At 71.9% G+C, this 14082-nt stretch carries 12 protein-coding genes; 5 read left to right on the plus strand and 7 right to left on the minus strand.

All coding sequences use genetic code 11. The features are described from left to right. Positions 1 to 28: 28 nt before the first annotated feature. Together ACFYWX_RS13460 and ACFYWX_RS13465 are read right to left on the minus strand one after the other, a co-directional pair. Positions 29 to 976: a hypothetical protein gene (locus tag ACFYWX_RS13460; RefSeq protein WP_389424131.1), complete on the minus strand. Its 948-nt coding sequence runs from the start codon at positions 974 to 976 to the stop codon at positions 29 to 31. 210 nt (positions 977 to 1186) lie between these two features. After that, positions 1187 to 2638 carry a hydrolase gene (locus ACFYWX_RS13465; protein WP_389424132.1) on the minus strand — a complete coding sequence of 484 codons (1452 nt, stop codon included), beginning with the start codon at positions 2636 to 2638 and terminating at the stop codon, positions 1187 to 1189. Between the two features lie 224 nt (positions 2639 to 2862). Between ACFYWX_RS13465 and ACFYWX_RS13470 the strand changes: the two genes are divergently transcribed. Together ACFYWX_RS13470 and ACFYWX_RS13475 are read left to right on the plus strand one after the other, a co-directional pair. Further along, positions 2863 to 3138 (plus strand): GlsB/YeaQ/YmgE family stress response membrane protein, encoded by a 276-nt coding sequence (locus tag ACFYWX_RS13470; protein WP_389424133.1) that lies wholly within the window; start codon positions 2863 to 2865, stop codon positions 3136 to 3138. A 159-nt stretch (positions 3139 to 3297) separates the two neighbouring features. Further along, positions 3298 to 4179: a GNAT family N-acetyltransferase gene (locus ACFYWX_RS13475; RefSeq protein WP_389424134.1), complete on the plus strand. Its 882-nt coding sequence runs from the start codon at positions 3298 to 3300 to the stop codon at positions 4177 to 4179. Positions 4180 to 4219: 40 nt separating this feature from the next. Here ACFYWX_RS13475 and ACFYWX_RS13480 read toward each other — a convergent pair whose 3' ends face one another. Beyond that, on the minus strand, positions 4220 to 5020 hold the full coding sequence (locus ACFYWX_RS13480; protein WP_389424135.1) for a GNAT family N-acetyltransferase: 801 nt from the start codon (positions 5018 to 5020) through the stop codon (positions 4220 to 4222). A 106-nt stretch (positions 5021 to 5126) separates the two neighbouring features. Here ACFYWX_RS13480 and ACFYWX_RS13485 point away from each other — a divergent pair, with 106 nt between their 5' ends. Further along, complete coding sequence (locus ACFYWX_RS13485) at positions 5127 to 6278, plus strand: DUF6183 family protein (RefSeq protein WP_389424136.1); 1152 nt, start codon at positions 5127 to 5129, stop codon at positions 6276 to 6278. A gap of 36 nt (positions 6279 to 6314) precedes the next feature. Further along, a complete protein-coding gene (locus ACFYWX_RS13490; protein WP_389424137.1) occupies positions 6315 to 6797 on the plus strand; it encodes a nucleoside deaminase in 483 nt (160 codons plus the stop codon). 228 nt (positions 6798 to 7025) lie between these two features. Here the strand turns inward: ACFYWX_RS13490 and ACFYWX_RS13495 are convergent, their stop codons facing one another. Continuing rightward, positions 7026 to 7730 carry a chaplin gene (locus ACFYWX_RS13495; RefSeq protein ID WP_389424138.1) on the minus strand — a complete coding sequence of 235 codons (705 nt, stop codon included), beginning with the start codon at positions 7728 to 7730 and terminating at the stop codon, positions 7026 to 7028. Positions 7731 to 7932: 202 nt separating this feature from the next. Between ACFYWX_RS13495 and ACFYWX_RS13500 the strand changes: the two genes are divergently transcribed. Continuing rightward, positions 7933 to 9570 carry an alpha/beta hydrolase gene (locus tag ACFYWX_RS13500; protein WP_389424139.1) on the plus strand — a complete coding sequence of 546 codons (1638 nt, stop codon included), beginning with the start codon at positions 7933 to 7935 and terminating at the stop codon, positions 9568 to 9570. A 3-nt stretch (positions 9571 to 9573) separates the two neighbouring features. On the opposite strand, the gene ACFYWX_RS13505 is transcribed toward ACFYWX_RS13500, so the two are convergent. The 3 genes from ACFYWX_RS13505 to ACFYWX_RS13515 form a co-directional block, all read right to left on the minus strand. Then, the gene (locus tag ACFYWX_RS13505; protein ID WP_389424140.1) at positions 9574 to 10353 is read right to left on the minus strand and encodes an alpha/beta fold hydrolase; all 780 of its coding nucleotides are present in this window, start codon (positions 10351 to 10353) and stop codon (positions 9574 to 9576) included. 62 nt (positions 10354 to 10415) lie between these two features. Then, positions 10416 to 11555, minus strand: coding sequence for an alpha/beta hydrolase (locus ACFYWX_RS13510; RefSeq protein WP_389424141.1), 1140 nt, complete (start codon positions 11553 to 11555; stop codon positions 10416 to 10418). Next, positions 11552 to 14050, minus strand: a complete 2499-nt coding sequence (locus tag ACFYWX_RS13515) for a thioester reductase domain-containing protein (RefSeq protein WP_389424142.1) — start codon at positions 14048 to 14050, stop codon at positions 11552 to 11554. The genes ACFYWX_RS13510 and ACFYWX_RS13515 overlap by 4 nt, the downstream gene beginning before the upstream one ends. Positions 14051 to 14082 lie beyond the last annotated feature (32 nt).

A 14082-nucleotide genomic window follows, 5' to 3' on the forward strand; every position in this document is an offset into this window, starting at 1 on the left:
ACCAGTACGTGTCGGCGTTGTTCGTCGGTCACTTCTTCAGCGCTTCGACCAGGGGGCCCGCCACGGCCGGCTGCCGCAGGTACTTCGTGGCGGTGTGCACCCACAGGCCGTCGGAGTCCACCCGGTCGGTCACGGGAAGGACACCCGTGGCGTTGGGCAGCATCCACTTCTCGATCCGCGGGCGGCCCACCACGATGTCGTCGCGGTCCCAGAAGTTCAGCCACCGCTCGACGCGGTCGGGGGTCCGGGGCGGCTGCGGCACCAGCCGGTGCAGTACGGCCGCCCCGGTGGCCAGCGGCGACCCCAGCGTCATCAGCAGCGGGACCCGTCCGCCGTAGCCGCGCAACGCCTCGAAGGCGACCACGGTGCCCAGGGAGTGACTCACCACGACCAGCGGGCGTTCGGGGTCCGTTCCGTGCAGCACCCGTTCGCGGATCCGGGCGTCCAGGGTGCGACCGTCGCCTTCGGCGTCGTGCCGGCCGAGGTAGCGTCCGACCTGGGCCAGGTGCCACAGGAGCGGCAGACCGCTCGCCCACTGGGCGCTCGCGCGCAGCCCCGGGATCTGCAACACGCTGGTCAGCGCCCAGCCGAGGACGCGGAACGGCTCCAGGATGCCCTGCTCCTCGTCGTCGTCGGCGAAGCCTGGCAACTGGGCCCGGGCGTCCTCGATCGCCGCCAACGCCTGTCTGTCACCCCGTTCTTCGGCCTCCCGGGCGAGCTGGTCGAGCAGCGCCTCGACGAACTTCTCCATGAAGGCGGCGTCTTCCTGGTCCTCGAGCGTCTCGGCCTGCGCCCCCTGAGCGTCCGCATCGGTGAACAGGTCGCTGTAGTCGGCGAAGCGGGTCTCCGCCAGCCAGCCCTGTGTCAGCCCGGAGACCGCGTCGGAATGGCCCGCTTTACGCGCTCCCTCGGCCAGTGCCTCGAGCCACTCACGGCGTTCCCGCTCCGTGTCCCGAAGCCCTCCGATCCCGTGCACGAACACAAGCTGAGGAGTGTCCGAACCGCTCACCCGCGCCCCCGTACCACCCGTGCGTCAACACTCAGGTGAACCCTAAGTCACAACTCCTCGGCGTACGAGGTGAATCGGTCAAAATCGTCCGGCTCATCGCGTTCCGCCCCGGCCGCGACGGGTTGGGGCCGCGAGCGTACGGGTGGGCCGCACCCCGGCGCGGCCCACCCCGGTCCTTCAGCTCACGTCGAGCGCCGTGTCGTCGAGGACGAACGACGTCTGGAGCTTCGAGCCCTCCGTGCCGGTGAACTTGAGGGTGACGGTCTGGCCGGCGTAGCCGGTGAGGTCGAAGGTGCGCTGGGTGTAGCCGGTGGCCGCGTTGAGGTTGGAGTAGGTGGCCAGGGTGCTCAGGACCGTGCCGGAGGTGTTGAGGACCTGGGCTTTGAGGGTGTCGTAGGCGGTGCTGGTCGTGGTCTCCGCGGTGTCGACGTGCAGGTAGAAGCGGAGGGTTGCCGCGCAGCCGGACGGGAGGGTCACCGGCTGGGAGAGCGTGTCGGTGGTGGCGGTGCCGGTGCCGGCGAGCCAGGCGTAGGAGGAGCCCGTACGGGCGGACTCGCTGGTGGAGTTGGTGATGACGCCACTGGTGGCGGTCCAGCTCGACGTGCCGGACTCGAAGCCGCTGTTGGCCAGCAGTTGGGCCGCGGTGCAGGTGGAACCGCCGCCCCCGCCGTCGCCTCCGTCACCGCTGCCGCCGGCCAGCCATGCGGTGGCGTTCAGGGCGAGGGCCGCGTTCGTGGCGCCCGTGTCGTTCCAGCCGTCGTACAGCGTGTTGCCGGACTGACCGGTGCCGTCGTCGATGGGTGAGCTGTCGCCCCAGAAGGCCACGCGGCCGCTGCCGAAGGTGCTGGTCGCGAAGAAGGCGCCGGTGTTGCCGGAGTAACCGGTGCGGTAGAGCAAGCCCTTGACGGAGGAGTTGTCCGACGGCTTGAGGGTGGCGGTCGTGCCGCTCGCGATCAGGCTCTTGGTGACCGTGCCGAAGGAGCCGTGCAGCACCGGGTTGGTGCTGTCGCTGATGGCCGCCGGATGGTCGGAGCTGACGCTCAGCGAGTCGATCGAGAAGCCGAACGGGTCGGTGGAGTCGACGCTGTTGTTCGTCATCAGGTCGTTGAGGATCTCGACCGCGTCCTCGCCGTCGTTGTTGCGGTCGGCTCCGGTGTGGTCGGAGATCATGAACAGGCCGCCGCCGTTCTTGACGAAGTTCATGATCGCGGTCTTCTCGGCGGTGGTGAACAGTGTGTTCGGTTCCGGCAGCACCAGCGTGTCGAAGTTCGACAGGTCCGTCGTCGACGAGCCGCCGTAGGCGAGGCTCGAGCCCGACGGCAGTGTCTTCAGGCTGTAGTCGCCGGTCTTCTGCAGGGCGACGCCCCAGGACGACAGCGCGCCGGTCCAGTCCGTCTCGGCGGACGGGGAGGCGTCCTGGCCGAGCGGGTCGGGCTGGCTGGTGGAGACGATCCAGTCGGCGTTGCCCGCTGTTTCGGCGTGGGCGTTGTCGAACAGGACGCGGTGGGGGGTGGCCGCGTGGGCGGGCGTGGCGCTGGGGCCGACCTGGAGCGCGGCCCCGGCGGCGAGCAACCCGAGACCGGCCAGGGTGGTGGTGACTGAGCGGCGGGATCTTCTGGACCCGAGCATCCGGCGAACCTCCATGGGGGGAGCGGGGAGAGGCAGTGCGGGCGTCCGAAAAATCTGCGCGCGTAGACCATGAATACGAGCGTTCTACACGCGTCGAGCGATTGAAAGGTACATGGCATGAGCGAGCGATGAACAGAAAGCGCGGGCAATAACCGGGGCCGGACTGTCCCCACCGCCCAGCGGGCATTCGCATGGCAGCGGGGACACCGGAAAAAGGGGCGTAAATGGAGATCTCCAGCATCATCAGTGCCATTTTCATCGGCATCATCATCGGTGTACTGGGGCGGCTCGTGGTTCCGGGCCGCCAGCGGATCGGCATCCTGTGGACGATCCTCGTCGGCATCGTCGCCGCGCTGATCGGTACGGCGATCGCGGAGGCGCTCGATGTGGCCGACACCAAGGGCGTGGACTGGGTCGAGTGGCTCATCCAGATCGGTCTGGCCGCGGTCGGCGTCGCGGCCCTCGACCGGAGCAAGGGAAGGGGTCGCCTCCGCCGTTGACTGCAGGAGTGCCCTTGACTGCAGAACTGCAGACGACTGCAGAAGGGGCGGGTGCCGGTTCCGCACGCGCGTGTGGCGGTAAATCCGTTGCGGCCGGCATCCCGCTCCGGTTGGCTTCCGCGGGTCGTCACCGCCCGATCCGAACCCGACGGAGCCCTCTTGTCCCTGCGCATCACACCGCTGACCGACCCCGAAGCCGTCGGCGCGAGCCGCCGCCTGGCCTGGCTGGCCGCCGGCACCGACGGGGCTCCGGTCGGGTCCGCCTATCTGCGGCTGTTCACGCGCGAGGGGCAGCGTCATCTCGCCGAGTTGGAGATCGCTGTACACGGAGCGGAGCGGCGGCGGGGTGTCGGTTCCCAGCTGCTGGAGGGCGCCCTCGCAGCCGCGAGGTCGGAGGGCCGGCGCTCGGTCCTCGCCCAGGCCGAGGCGGGCTCCCCCGCCGACCTGTTCCTGGCGGCACGCGGCTTCCGCCGGGTGCTGACCCTGACCTACGCGCGGCTGTCGCTGGCCGACGCCGACCTTGCGGCGATCGAGAAGGGCGCCCAACGCCCGCGTGACGGTTACCGGTTGACGGAGTGGGACGGCACCGTGCCCGACGAGCTGGCGCAGTCGTACGCCGACTCGCGGCGCGCCATGGACGACATGCCGATGGAGGACACGGACTTCGGCACGGTCGTGTGGGACGTGGAGCGTGTCGTCGCGGCGGCCGAGGCGGTCGCGCGGCGCGGAGAGCTGCTGCACACCGTCGCCGCGGTGGACGACTCGGACGGCTCGGTGGTCGGGTTCTCCGAGCTCGTCGTCCCCGGCGACGGGCGCGGCGACGCCCAGCACTACGGCACGGCGGTCCTCCCCGAGCACCGGGGCCGTGGCCTCGCCCGCTGGATGAAGGCGGCCTCGATCTTCCGGGCACGCGAGCGGCATCCCCTGCTGGCCGGGCTGCTCACCGACACGGCGGAGAGCAACGCGCCGATGCTCGCGGTCAACGACGCGCTCGGGTACGTGGCCACGCATCAGGCGGTGGAGTATCAGCAGGACCTGTAGATCGGTCCACGGCTGCACCTGGCCTGCGGCTGTACGGGGCCTACGGCCGTGCCTGGCCTACGGCTGTACGTACATACACGTACGGCGTCGTCGTGCTCAGTGCCGCGAAGCCCAGGCGTTCCAGGATGGGGCGGCTCTGGTCGGAGGCGTCGACCTGGAGGTAGCGGTAGCCGCGGGTGACGGCGGCGCGGGCGCGGTGGGCGACGAGTGCGCGGTAGATGCCGCGGCCGCGCCAGCCCTCGACCGTTCCGCCACCCCACAGGCCGGCGAATTCGGTGCCGGGGACGAGTTCCATACGGGCCGAGCTGACCGGCACGTCTCCGGCGAGGGCGACGACGGCGACGACCGTGTCGGGGTCTTCGGCGAGGCGGGCGATCATCTGATGCCGCAGCCGTGCGCTGTCCGTGCCGAACGCCTTCTCGTGCACGTCGGCCACCAGGTCGACGCCGGCCGCGTCGGTGACGGGAAGGATGCGGACGCCCTCGGGCAGATCCGCGTCCAGGACCGGCCCTGCGGCCTCGCCGATCATCAGGGTCTCCTCGGCCTCGGGCGTGAAACCGGCCGCCCTGAGTCGCTGCCCGAGGTCGACGGGGTGATCGTGTCCGTAGAGCTTCCACTCGAAGTCCCGGCCGAGTCCGGTGAAGTACGCGACCTGCTCGGCGATCGCCGCGTCCGCGTCCGCCTCGTCCAGCTCGGACCACAGGACACCGTTCCAGCCCTGTGCGGACGCCACCTGGCGGACCACCCTCCCCGTCCGCTCGATGCGGGCACCGGGGCCGTCGGGGCGGGCGCCTTCGCGCAGGTCCCGGTCGTGCAGGGCGAGTATCGCGGCATGATCCATGCGCCCATCGGACCATCGACTCACCTCGGGGGCAACGGAATTACGACGCCGCGTCCCGTGGAAACGGAGCGGCGACTCGGTGCGCCGGGCACCTAGGCTCGGCGCCGTGACAGACGAGATGGAGACCATCGTGAGGACCCTGCCCGAGCTGGAGAAGGTCGGGGGCGTGTGGGAGGTGGTCGACCGCCGCCACGCCCAGGGGGACGTCACCTTCCCGGCGGACCTCGGCATCGCGCTGGCCCGGCGGTACGGCCGCCCCGGTGCCGAACGGGTCTGGCAGTACGGAAGCGTCTTCGACCATCTGCTGCGCCTGCTCACCACGACGCCCGGCGCCGAGAACGTCCGTCAGGCGCTGCGGCTGATCGCCGTCGCGGGGACCGACAACCGGAACCTGGAACGCTCCGCCGCGTCCATGTTGGCCTCGGGCCAGGCCGCGCAGGACCTCGCAGTGGTCTTCGCCGGGGGTGGGAGCGGGCCGGCCGCGGGTGCCTCGGAGGAACTGCGTGCCTGCCTCGTCCATGAGCTGGTGCTCAGGGGTGTCGCCGTCGCCGACACGCCGGAGTTCGCGCGGTGGGCGATGTCGCCGCACTGGCGGTTCCATCCGCTGGCCTGGCTGCCCCTGGTGGCGTCGCCCGTGGAGGCGAATGCCGGTCTGCCGCATTACAGCGTCAACGGCAGCAGCTACGGGATGCCGTACGGGACGCCGAAGGGCGGCGTGCCGGTGGGGGACGCGCGGGCGCCCGTGCCGTCGGCGGTGGAGACCACGCCACGGGAGCGCGAAACACGGATGGCCGAGGCGGTCGCGAACTGGACGACGGAGTCGAACGGCCGCAGCGAGGCCTGCACGTTCGAACTCTCCGAGCCGCTCGGCCCGGGCGCGGTGCCGGGCACGCTCGCGACGCTGGGCCTGGAGTGTCTGATCGGCCTGGAGGGCGTGAACGGGCTCACGGTGAAGGCGAGTTCGGCGGCCGGTGTGTGGCGCGTGCTGTTCGCCGCGGCGTCCACGGGCGGGGCCTACAGCCACGGCTGCCGCGGCGCGTACGGCCGCCTGGCCGCGTGGCGGTCGCTCGCCGGGCTGTGCGGGGCGCCGGAGGGCGCGTCCGCCGAGGAGGTGGAGGCCCGGGCGTCCGCGTGCACGTGGTACGGCTTCGAGGCGCCGACGGACTGGTACGAGCAGGTGGCCTGGGACATCGGTCTGGCGGCCGTCTCACCGGACGGCCGTGAGCTGGCCGTGCTCGCGGCGACGGACACTGACTGAACCGTGTGGAAGCCTAGTGAGGAGGGTCGTACGACCATGGTGAAGGACACCGAACTGCCGTACCTGCGGCGCTGTGTGGAGCTGGCCGCCGAGGCGCTGGCCGAGGGGGACCAGCCGTTCGGCTCGGTCCTGGTGGGCGGGGACGGTGCGGTGCTCGCGGAGGACCACAACCGGGTGGCGTCCGGCGACCGGACACGGCATCCGGAGTTCGAGCTGGCCCGCTGGGCGGCGGCGCACCTGACCGTCGCGGAGCGGGCGGCGGCGACCGTGTACACCTCCGGCGAGCACTGCCCGATGTGCGCCGCCGCCCATGCCTGGGTGGGTCTCGGACGCATCGTGTACGCCGTGTCCTCGGCGCAGCTGGCCGCCTGGCTGACCGAGTGGGACGTCCCGCTGCCTCCGGTGCGGATGCTGCCGGTGGAGGAGGTCGCCCCCGGCGTGACCGTTGAGGGGCCGGTACCGGAGCTGGCGGAGGAGGTACGCGCCCTGCACCGGCGCTTTCTTGAGCGGGGGCGGTGAGAACGGGGTCGGGGAGCCGGCGCGGGAGGCGGGCGCGGGGAGCTGACGTGGGGCCGGGTTCCGGTGCTGATGTGGAGCGGGGTTCCATGAGTCGACGTCGGGGGCGGCCCCCGCGTGGGGGCATGGCACGGGGCCCCGAAGTTGACGTGCGGCGGGGTCCCGCCGGTGGTTGGCCGGCGGGACCCCGAGTCATGCGCCGGGGTGCCTCGTCAGGGGAAGCGTGCCGCGTCAGCGGGTCGTCTGGGGGCGGTAGCGCCGGTACAGTGCCGCTCCGCCCAGGAGGAACGCCGCGCTGCCCACGGCCACGGGCAGCGCGCCGTCCGCCCCCGTGCTGGCGAGGGACGAGACCGAGGAGGCCGAGGCCTGGGAGGGGGCGGGGGCGGCCGGCTGTGCCGGGTGGGCCTTGGGGGGCGTGTGGTGCGTGGGCGGCGTCCGAGGCGTGGTCGGCGGCTCGGGCTGGGGCTCAGCCGGGTGGGCGGGCCGGTCGCCGGTGGTGTTCACGGACTCGTTGCCGAACACGGGGTTGCCGATGCCGACGGCGTTCCCGGTGTTGCCGCTGACGTTCACCGGGAGGTCGACCGGCAACTGCACGCCGTTGCCGGAGGCGACGCCGGGCGAGTCCTTCGCCAGGCCGTCCGCCGTCGCCCCGCCGGAGCCGGAGCCGGAGCCGGGGCCCTGCTTCTTGCCCCCGCCGCCCTGGTTGGCGCACATGTTGCCCACGGCGGGGTTGAGCACCCCCACCACGCTGGCGGTGTTGCCGCACACGTTCACCGGCACGTGGACCGGGAGCTGGATGGTGTTTCCCGAGATCACCCCGGGCGAGCCGATCGCCGCGCCGTCGGCGGCGGAGTCGGCGAACGCCGACCCAGTCACGGCCATCGCGCCGGACGCGGCGGCGACGGCGATCACACCGTTTCGGGTAACCCGTCTCATGGATCCCTGCCTTCCAGACATGTTCACGGGCACTCACCCGCACCGAAGAGAACGCGCACGAACCGTCTGGGTTATGGCCAATCGCTCATTCACCCCAAAGGGGGTGTACAGGGATTCATCGAACAGAGGTCTCTCCGGAGGCAGCCCCCGCGAGGGCCGCATATCGTGAGCGAGGGCGCCGCCGGCGCCCCTGGAGGCACTGATGCTGGCCAAGCTGTCGACGCGGCCCGTGGTCCGGCGCTGCGTCCTCCCCGGAGCCCTGGGCGCCCTCGGGCTCGCCCTGCTGGGTGCGGGGCTGCCCGCAGCGGGCGCGGACGCGGACGAGCCCGGCCTGTCCCGGTTCTACGACCAGAAGATCACCTGGTCGAGGTGCGGGGGCGAGGACATGCCCAAGGACCTGCAGTGCGGGAAGGTCACCGTCCCTCTCGACTACGCCAGACCCCGCTCCGGAACCCTCGATCTGGCCCTCGCCCGCTACAAGGCCACGGGCGACAAGCGCGGCTCGGTGCTGTTGAACTTCGGCGGCCCGGGCGGTCCCGGGGTGCCGGAACTCGCGTACGGCGGCAAGGACTTCATGGAGCTCACCAACCGCTACGACGTGGTCACCTTCGACCCGCGGGGTGTCGGCAGGTCCTCCCCGGTCAGCTGCGGCGACGGCGAGGAGGACGTGTTCGCCGCCATCGACGGCACGGAGGACGACCTCAGCCATCCGCGGGACGTGCTCGACCATCTGAAGAAGGCTGCCACCCTGTGCGCCGAGCACTCCGGCCCCGTGCTGAAACACATCGGCACGGTGAACGCCTCACGGGACATGGACGTGCTGCGTTCGGCCCTCGGCGACAAGAAGCTCAACTACCTCGGCTTCTCCTACGGCACCCGCCTCGGCGCGGTGTACGCGGCGCAGTTCCCGGACAAGGTGGGACGGCTGGCACTGGACGGCGTGGACACGTTGACCGAGCCGTTGACCGAGCAGGGCGCGGCGGGCGCCCGGGGGCAGCAGGTCGCGCTGGACGGCTTCGTCGACTGGTGCGTTCAGGACATCGCGTGCCCGTTCGGGCAGGACGCCCGCTCGGCCAGGGAACACGTGCTGCGGCTGGTCCGGTCGCTCGACGAGGACCCGGTCCCGACGGACTTCGGTGAGCCGTTCTCCGGCCAGGACCTGGTGAGCGCCTTCAGTCAGGCGCTCTACAGCAAGGAGTGGTGGCCGTCGCTGGAGCGGGCCCTCGCCCAGCTGGTGGAGGACGGCGACGCGAGCGGTGTCATGGCGTTCGCGACCCGCGGCACGTCCCTTCCGTGGCGGCAGACGGCCGCGGGCCCCTCACGGCAGACGGCCGCAGGTCCCGCACGGCAGAAGGCCGCGGGCGGCCTCGTCGACGAGGAGGACGTACCGCTCGACAACCTTCCGGCGGCGCTCATGGCGATCAACTGTGCGGACGATCCCGACCGTCCCGGTGCCGCCCGGCTCACCGAGGAGCTCGGCCGGCTGCGCGCCGAGTACGAGGAGGCGTCGCCGATCTTCGGCCGGTACCGGCTCACCCAGGTGCTGATGTGCTACGGCCGGCCGAAGGGCACCGACTTCATACGGGACGAGGTGAAGGACGTCGACACACCGGGGATGCTCCTGGTGGGAACGCGCGGCGACCCGGCGACGCCGTACCGCTGGACCGAGGAGACGGCGAAGCGGCTCGGCGACTCGGCGGTGGTGCTGGACAACAAGGGCGAGGGGCACACCGGCTACGCGTCCTCGAAGTGCGTGCACCGCAAGGTCACCTCGTTCCTGCTGTACGGCACCCTGCCGCCCAGCGGGAGTTCCTGCGGGGCGGAGGAGCGGCGCCCCTGAGCGTCACGGGCGGCCGGTCAGGAACCCGTCGAGGGCGGTGGTGAGCTCGGCCGGCTTCTCCACGGGCAGTTCGTGGCCGGCGTCGATGATGCGGATCACCGCGTCCGGGTAGCCGGTGGCCATCCGGAGCATCTGCTTCAGCGGCAGCTGGATGTCGTGGTAGCCGTGCACGAGGAGGGTGGGCACGCGGATCTCGCCGACCCGGTCGAGGACGTCGAAGGCCCGCATGGCGCCGTAGAGGGTCATGACGACCTCTCTCGGGGTGTCGGCGGAGGAGCGGATGTACGAGCGGATCTCCTCGCGCGGGTAGCCGGGGGCGAAGGCCCGCTGGATGTTGGTGGCGACGAACAGCTTGAACGGGACGAGGGTGGAGGCCCCCATCAGCAGGCCACGGCCCCGGCTGTAGGTCATGCGGCTGATGGAGTTCACCAGCACCAGGCGCTCGACGCGCTCGGGGTGGGTGAGGGCGAGGGTCTGCGCGATCATCCCGCCCATGGAGTGGCCGATGGGGACGAACCGGTCGATCTTCAGGTGGTCGAGGAGGGCGACGACGTCCGTCGCCAGCTCCTCGATCGTGCGTACCCCGGCCCCGCCACTCTCGCCGTGTCCGCGCAGGTCGAGCCGGATCACCCGCCGCTGCTCGCCGAAGTGCGCCACCTGGTGGTCCCAGCGGTGCCGGTTCGCCGTCCAGCCGTGGATGAACACCAGAGGCACCTCCGCCGCGTCGCGGGGGCCCTCGTCGTCATACGTCAGGGCTGCGCCGTCGACTTCGAGCTGCGGCATGGGTGCCTCCAGGATGCGGTCCGGTTACTGTCGCGTACGGTAACCGGCGGACCGGGTCGCCGTCACCGCCGTTCGCCCAGGAATTCGAGGATGTGTCCGAAGACGTCGAGGGCGGCGCCCCGACCGAGGAACGTGTCCAGGTGGCCGTAGCCGGGGATCTCGGTGTACGTCACGTCCAGCTGGGGCTGTCGGTGGGCGAGGACCTCGTGGCAGAGCTTCTGGGAGTCCAGCCACAACCCGTTCTCGCTGCCGGCGAGCAGCAGGACGGGCGTGTCGATCCGGGCGGCCGCGTCCAGCGCGTTGGGCGGCAGGGCGCGATAACGGTGGTCGGTGTCGTGCCAGCGCACCACGCTGCGGGCGAGCTCGATGCGCCGCAGATGAGGGAGGATCCACAGCGGCGCGGGACCGAGCAGTTCCGCGAGCCGGTCGTGGGTGGCGTCCGTCAGATGCTCGTGCACGAACAGCGACGCGCCCGAGCCCCAGGCCGAGTTGTGCAGGATCTGGCAGGTCGGGTCCGGGCAGCTCGCCTTGCGCGAGGCCAGGGCGAACAGCGGGGTGTACTTCGACCACAGGCCCACCTTGCGGAAGTCGACCGGGATGTGGTCGATCCGCGTCTTCAGCAGTTCCCCGGCGACCGACATGCGCAGTGAGGTGCGGCCGGCGAGCTTCGGTGTCAGGAACACGCCCTGCGACACGACGCCCGCGAGCCCGGGCACCAGGCCCGCCGCCATGCTCAGCGACAGGGTGAGGGAGCCGATGCAGTGGGCGACCACGAACAGCGGCCGGTCGCCGATGCGTTCGCGGATGTGGGAGACGGCCGCGGGGATGTCGTGGAGGGCGACGTCGTCGTACGTGTACCGCTGCCCGGTCTCGTTGTACGGCAGCCGGCAGCTGCCCCGCCAGTCGAGGAGCCATGGCTCGTAGCCGTCGTCGAGGAGGGCGTCGACGAGGTTGCGGGTCTCGGGCAGCAGGAACATGTCGGCGGACGCGGTGTGGCCGTGCAGGAGCAGCACGGCGGGACGGCCGGTGTCGCCGGAGTCGACGCGCGTGAGGCCGAGGCGGACGCCGTCGGCCGCGCGGAAGGGGATCTCCTCGACGCGGGCGGGGTCGAGGCGGTGGTGAAGGGGGCGCAGGGCGGTGGTGGTCCGCACCTTGCGGAGCGCCGGCCTGGCGGTCCTGGGGTTGGTCGTCCTGAAGATCATCGGCGGTGCTCCGTGGGGGTGGGGGTGCGGCGCAGGTCGAGCAGGTCGGCGGCGGCTCGGGCGAAGGGGCCGAGCAGGCCGCGGCCCACCTCCAGACCGAACCAGGCGAGCCAGGTCAGCTTGGCGGCCCGCTTCTCCTGACTCGTCAGGTGCGGGGCGACCCTGATGCCGTCGATCTGGTCGCGGACGTAGGAGTCGGCGGGGACGACGACCTCGCCGGCCAGCGTGGCGCCTTCGCCCTCGCGGCCCATCTCGATGGTCAGCGCGCGGGTCTGCCGCCACAGGTCGCGGCGGGCCCGGGCGTACTTGTGGCCCTCCAGCCACCAGTGTCCGCCGTCGGCGTCGCGCAACCGCAGACGGTAGCGCAGGAGTTGATGCTTCATGCCGTGCTGCTGGGGGATGCCCTCCTCGGGGCGTACCCAGAGGTCGCCGCGCTCGACGGTGAGCGGCTCGGGGTGGATCGCTGCGCAGGTCACCTCGCCGGTGACGTCGACGCGCCGCTCCTTCACCAGCTGGTACATGCTTGCGATGGAGAGGGTCAGCGCCATGGAGCACGGTGTGTCGGCGGGGGCGCCGACCGGGCCGACCGAGCCCTCGGTGGTCTCGGGGAACCAGAGGTAGGGCTGGTCGTCCTTGTGCGGCAGCCGGGCGAGACCGTCGTCGGCGAGCTTCTCGAACGTCCTCAGCTGTGCCTGGGCGTCGTAGCGGGCGGCGGGCGGCAGCCCGAGCGCCTCGACGAGCGCGGCGGTGCGCTCGCCGACCGCGGCGGGGCCCTTGAGGGTGGCCTCGCACAGCTTCAGGGCGGTGGGGCTCTGCAACACCCGGGTGAGGAAGGCCAGTTCGGGTACGGGGTCCGTTTCGAGACGGGCCAGGGTGTCGGTGCGCCACTCGTCCCAGTCCTGGACGCGGACGTGCATCCCGCCGAACGCCATGTCCCGTACGACGTCGTCGAGGGTGTTGGGCACGCCGGTGAGGTTGTAGTCGAAGCCCCAGGCGTCGGGTTCGCACACGACGGCGACGGCGACGCGGCTCACCCAGTCCACCGGCGCCGCGTTCAGGTAGCGGAAGGCGGGGACGGTACGGAAGCGGCCGAAGGCGGAGATGAGGCCGCTGCTGAGGTCCTGGGGGTTGTAGGCGCCGGTCCTGCTGTGTCCGCCGATGCCGCCGGGGCGCAGGGCGCTGACGATCAGGCCGTGGTCGCGGGCGCGGCGCAGGGCTGCCTCGGCGGCCCACTTCGTCTGGTCGTAGCCCGCGATGAGGCGGTCGACGTGGGCGAAGGGGTCGTCCTCGCCCATCGAAGTGATGCCGACCTCGTTGAAGACGGCGATCGAGGAGATGTGGTGCAGCGGCTTGGGACGGCCGGTCGTCGCGAGTTCGGCCAGGGTCAGCGTGCCGAGGACGTTGCTCCTCCTGAGCGACTGGTAGCCGCGCAGGAAGTCCACGGCCGCGGCGACGCCGACGATGCTGTCCACCTCCTGCGCCAGGGTGTGCCACAGCTCGTCGGAAAGGCCGAGGCGCGGTTGCCGCATGTCGCCGGGGAGCACGGTCACCCGGCGGCGGATCTCCGACGACCACGGCAGCCGGTAACTGCGCAGGGCCTCGCCGAGCCGCTCGGCCGCGGTCTCCTCGTCGGCGCCGCGGACCAGGCAGTACACGTGGGCGTCGCTGTGCCGCAGCAGGTCCAGCAGCATGTGGCTGCCGAGGAACCCCGTCGCGCCCGTCAGCAGGATCCGGCGCGGCGGCAGCGGCTCCGGCGAAGCGGTGAACGGCAGTTGGTCGGCGAGCGCGAGGTCGGCCAGGATCTGGTCGAGGTCCTCGCGGCGGGCGGTGGCGTAGGCGTCGATGCCGCCGGCGGGGAAGGGGACGGTGGTCACCGGGGGCGCGGGGCGGGGGGCCGGGACGGGGAGGGTGCTGGGGGCCGGCGCGGCGGCGGTACGGATGGTCGCGGAAGGCACGGAGGCCGCAAGCCCAGACGGAGCCGGAGCCACCGGAGCCACCGGAGCCACCGGAGCCACCGGAGCCACCGGAGCCACCGGAGCCACCGGAGCCACCGAGGGCAGCTCCCCACCGGCGTTGCTTGTCGAAACCCCCGCCGCAGACCTGCCCTCCGTGGCCGACAGCCACCGCCGGGCCAGGCTGGCCGGCCGGGCGTCGGCGAACACGTCGTCCAGGCTGAGTTCGACGCCCCACTCGCGCTCCAGCTCCGCCGCCAGTTCCACGGCGTACACGGAGGTGCCGCCCGCGTCGAAGAAGTCGGCGTCGGCCGGGAGGTGCCCCGCGGGCAGGTAGCGGCCCGCGGCCGTGGCGATCGCGGCGGTCAGGCCCTCCAGGTCCAGGGCCGGCGCGGGGGCCGATGCGGCGGGCGCCGCGGCCGTCATGACCTTGGCGAGCAGGTCCGTCACGCTGAGGCCGCCGGTTCCCCCGCCCCGCTCGATCGACTCGGCGGTCGTCCGCTGTCCGGCGTGCGCCGCCGCGTCCTCGTTCATGTCACGCATGAGAGCCCTTCACCCTGTGCACGGTCCATTCC

This window comes from Streptomyces sp. NPDC002888, assembly GCF_042888465.1.
Taxonomy (GTDB): domain Bacteria; phylum Actinomycetota; class Actinomycetes; order Streptomycetales; family Streptomycetaceae; genus Streptomyces.

Coding starts and splice junctions, on each gene's coding strand:
- ACFYWX_RS13515 (WP_389424142.1), bottom strand. CDS start 14,050: ATGCGTGACATGAACGAGGACGCGGCGGCGCACGCCGGACAGCGGACG.
- ACFYWX_RS13470 (WP_389424133.1), top strand. CDS start 2,863: ATGGAGATCTCCAGCATCATCAGTGCCATTTTCATCGGCATCATCATC.
- ACFYWX_RS13510 (WP_389424141.1), bottom strand. CDS start 11,555: ATGATCTTCAGGACGACCAACCCCAGGACCGCCAGGCCGGCGCTCCGC.
- ACFYWX_RS13480 (WP_389424135.1), bottom strand. CDS start 5,020: ATGGATCATGCCGCGATACTCGCCCTGCACGACCGGGACCTGCGCGAA.
- ACFYWX_RS13500 (WP_389424139.1), top strand. CDS start 7,933: ATGCTGGCCAAGCTGTCGACGCGGCCCGTGGTCCGGCGCTGCGTCCTC.
- ACFYWX_RS13495 (WP_389424138.1), bottom strand. CDS start 7,730: ATGAGACGGGTTACCCGAAACGGTGTGATCGCCGTCGCCGCCGCGTCC.
- ACFYWX_RS13505 (WP_389424140.1), bottom strand. CDS start 10,353: ATGCCGCAGCTCGAAGTCGACGGCGCAGCCCTGACGTATGACGACGAG.
- ACFYWX_RS13490 (WP_389424137.1), top strand. CDS start 6,315: ATGGTGAAGGACACCGAACTGCCGTACCTGCGGCGCTGTGTGGAGCTG.
- ACFYWX_RS13465 (WP_389424132.1), bottom strand. CDS start 2,638: ATGCTCGGGTCCAGAAGATCCCGCCGCTCAGTCACCACCACCCTGGCC.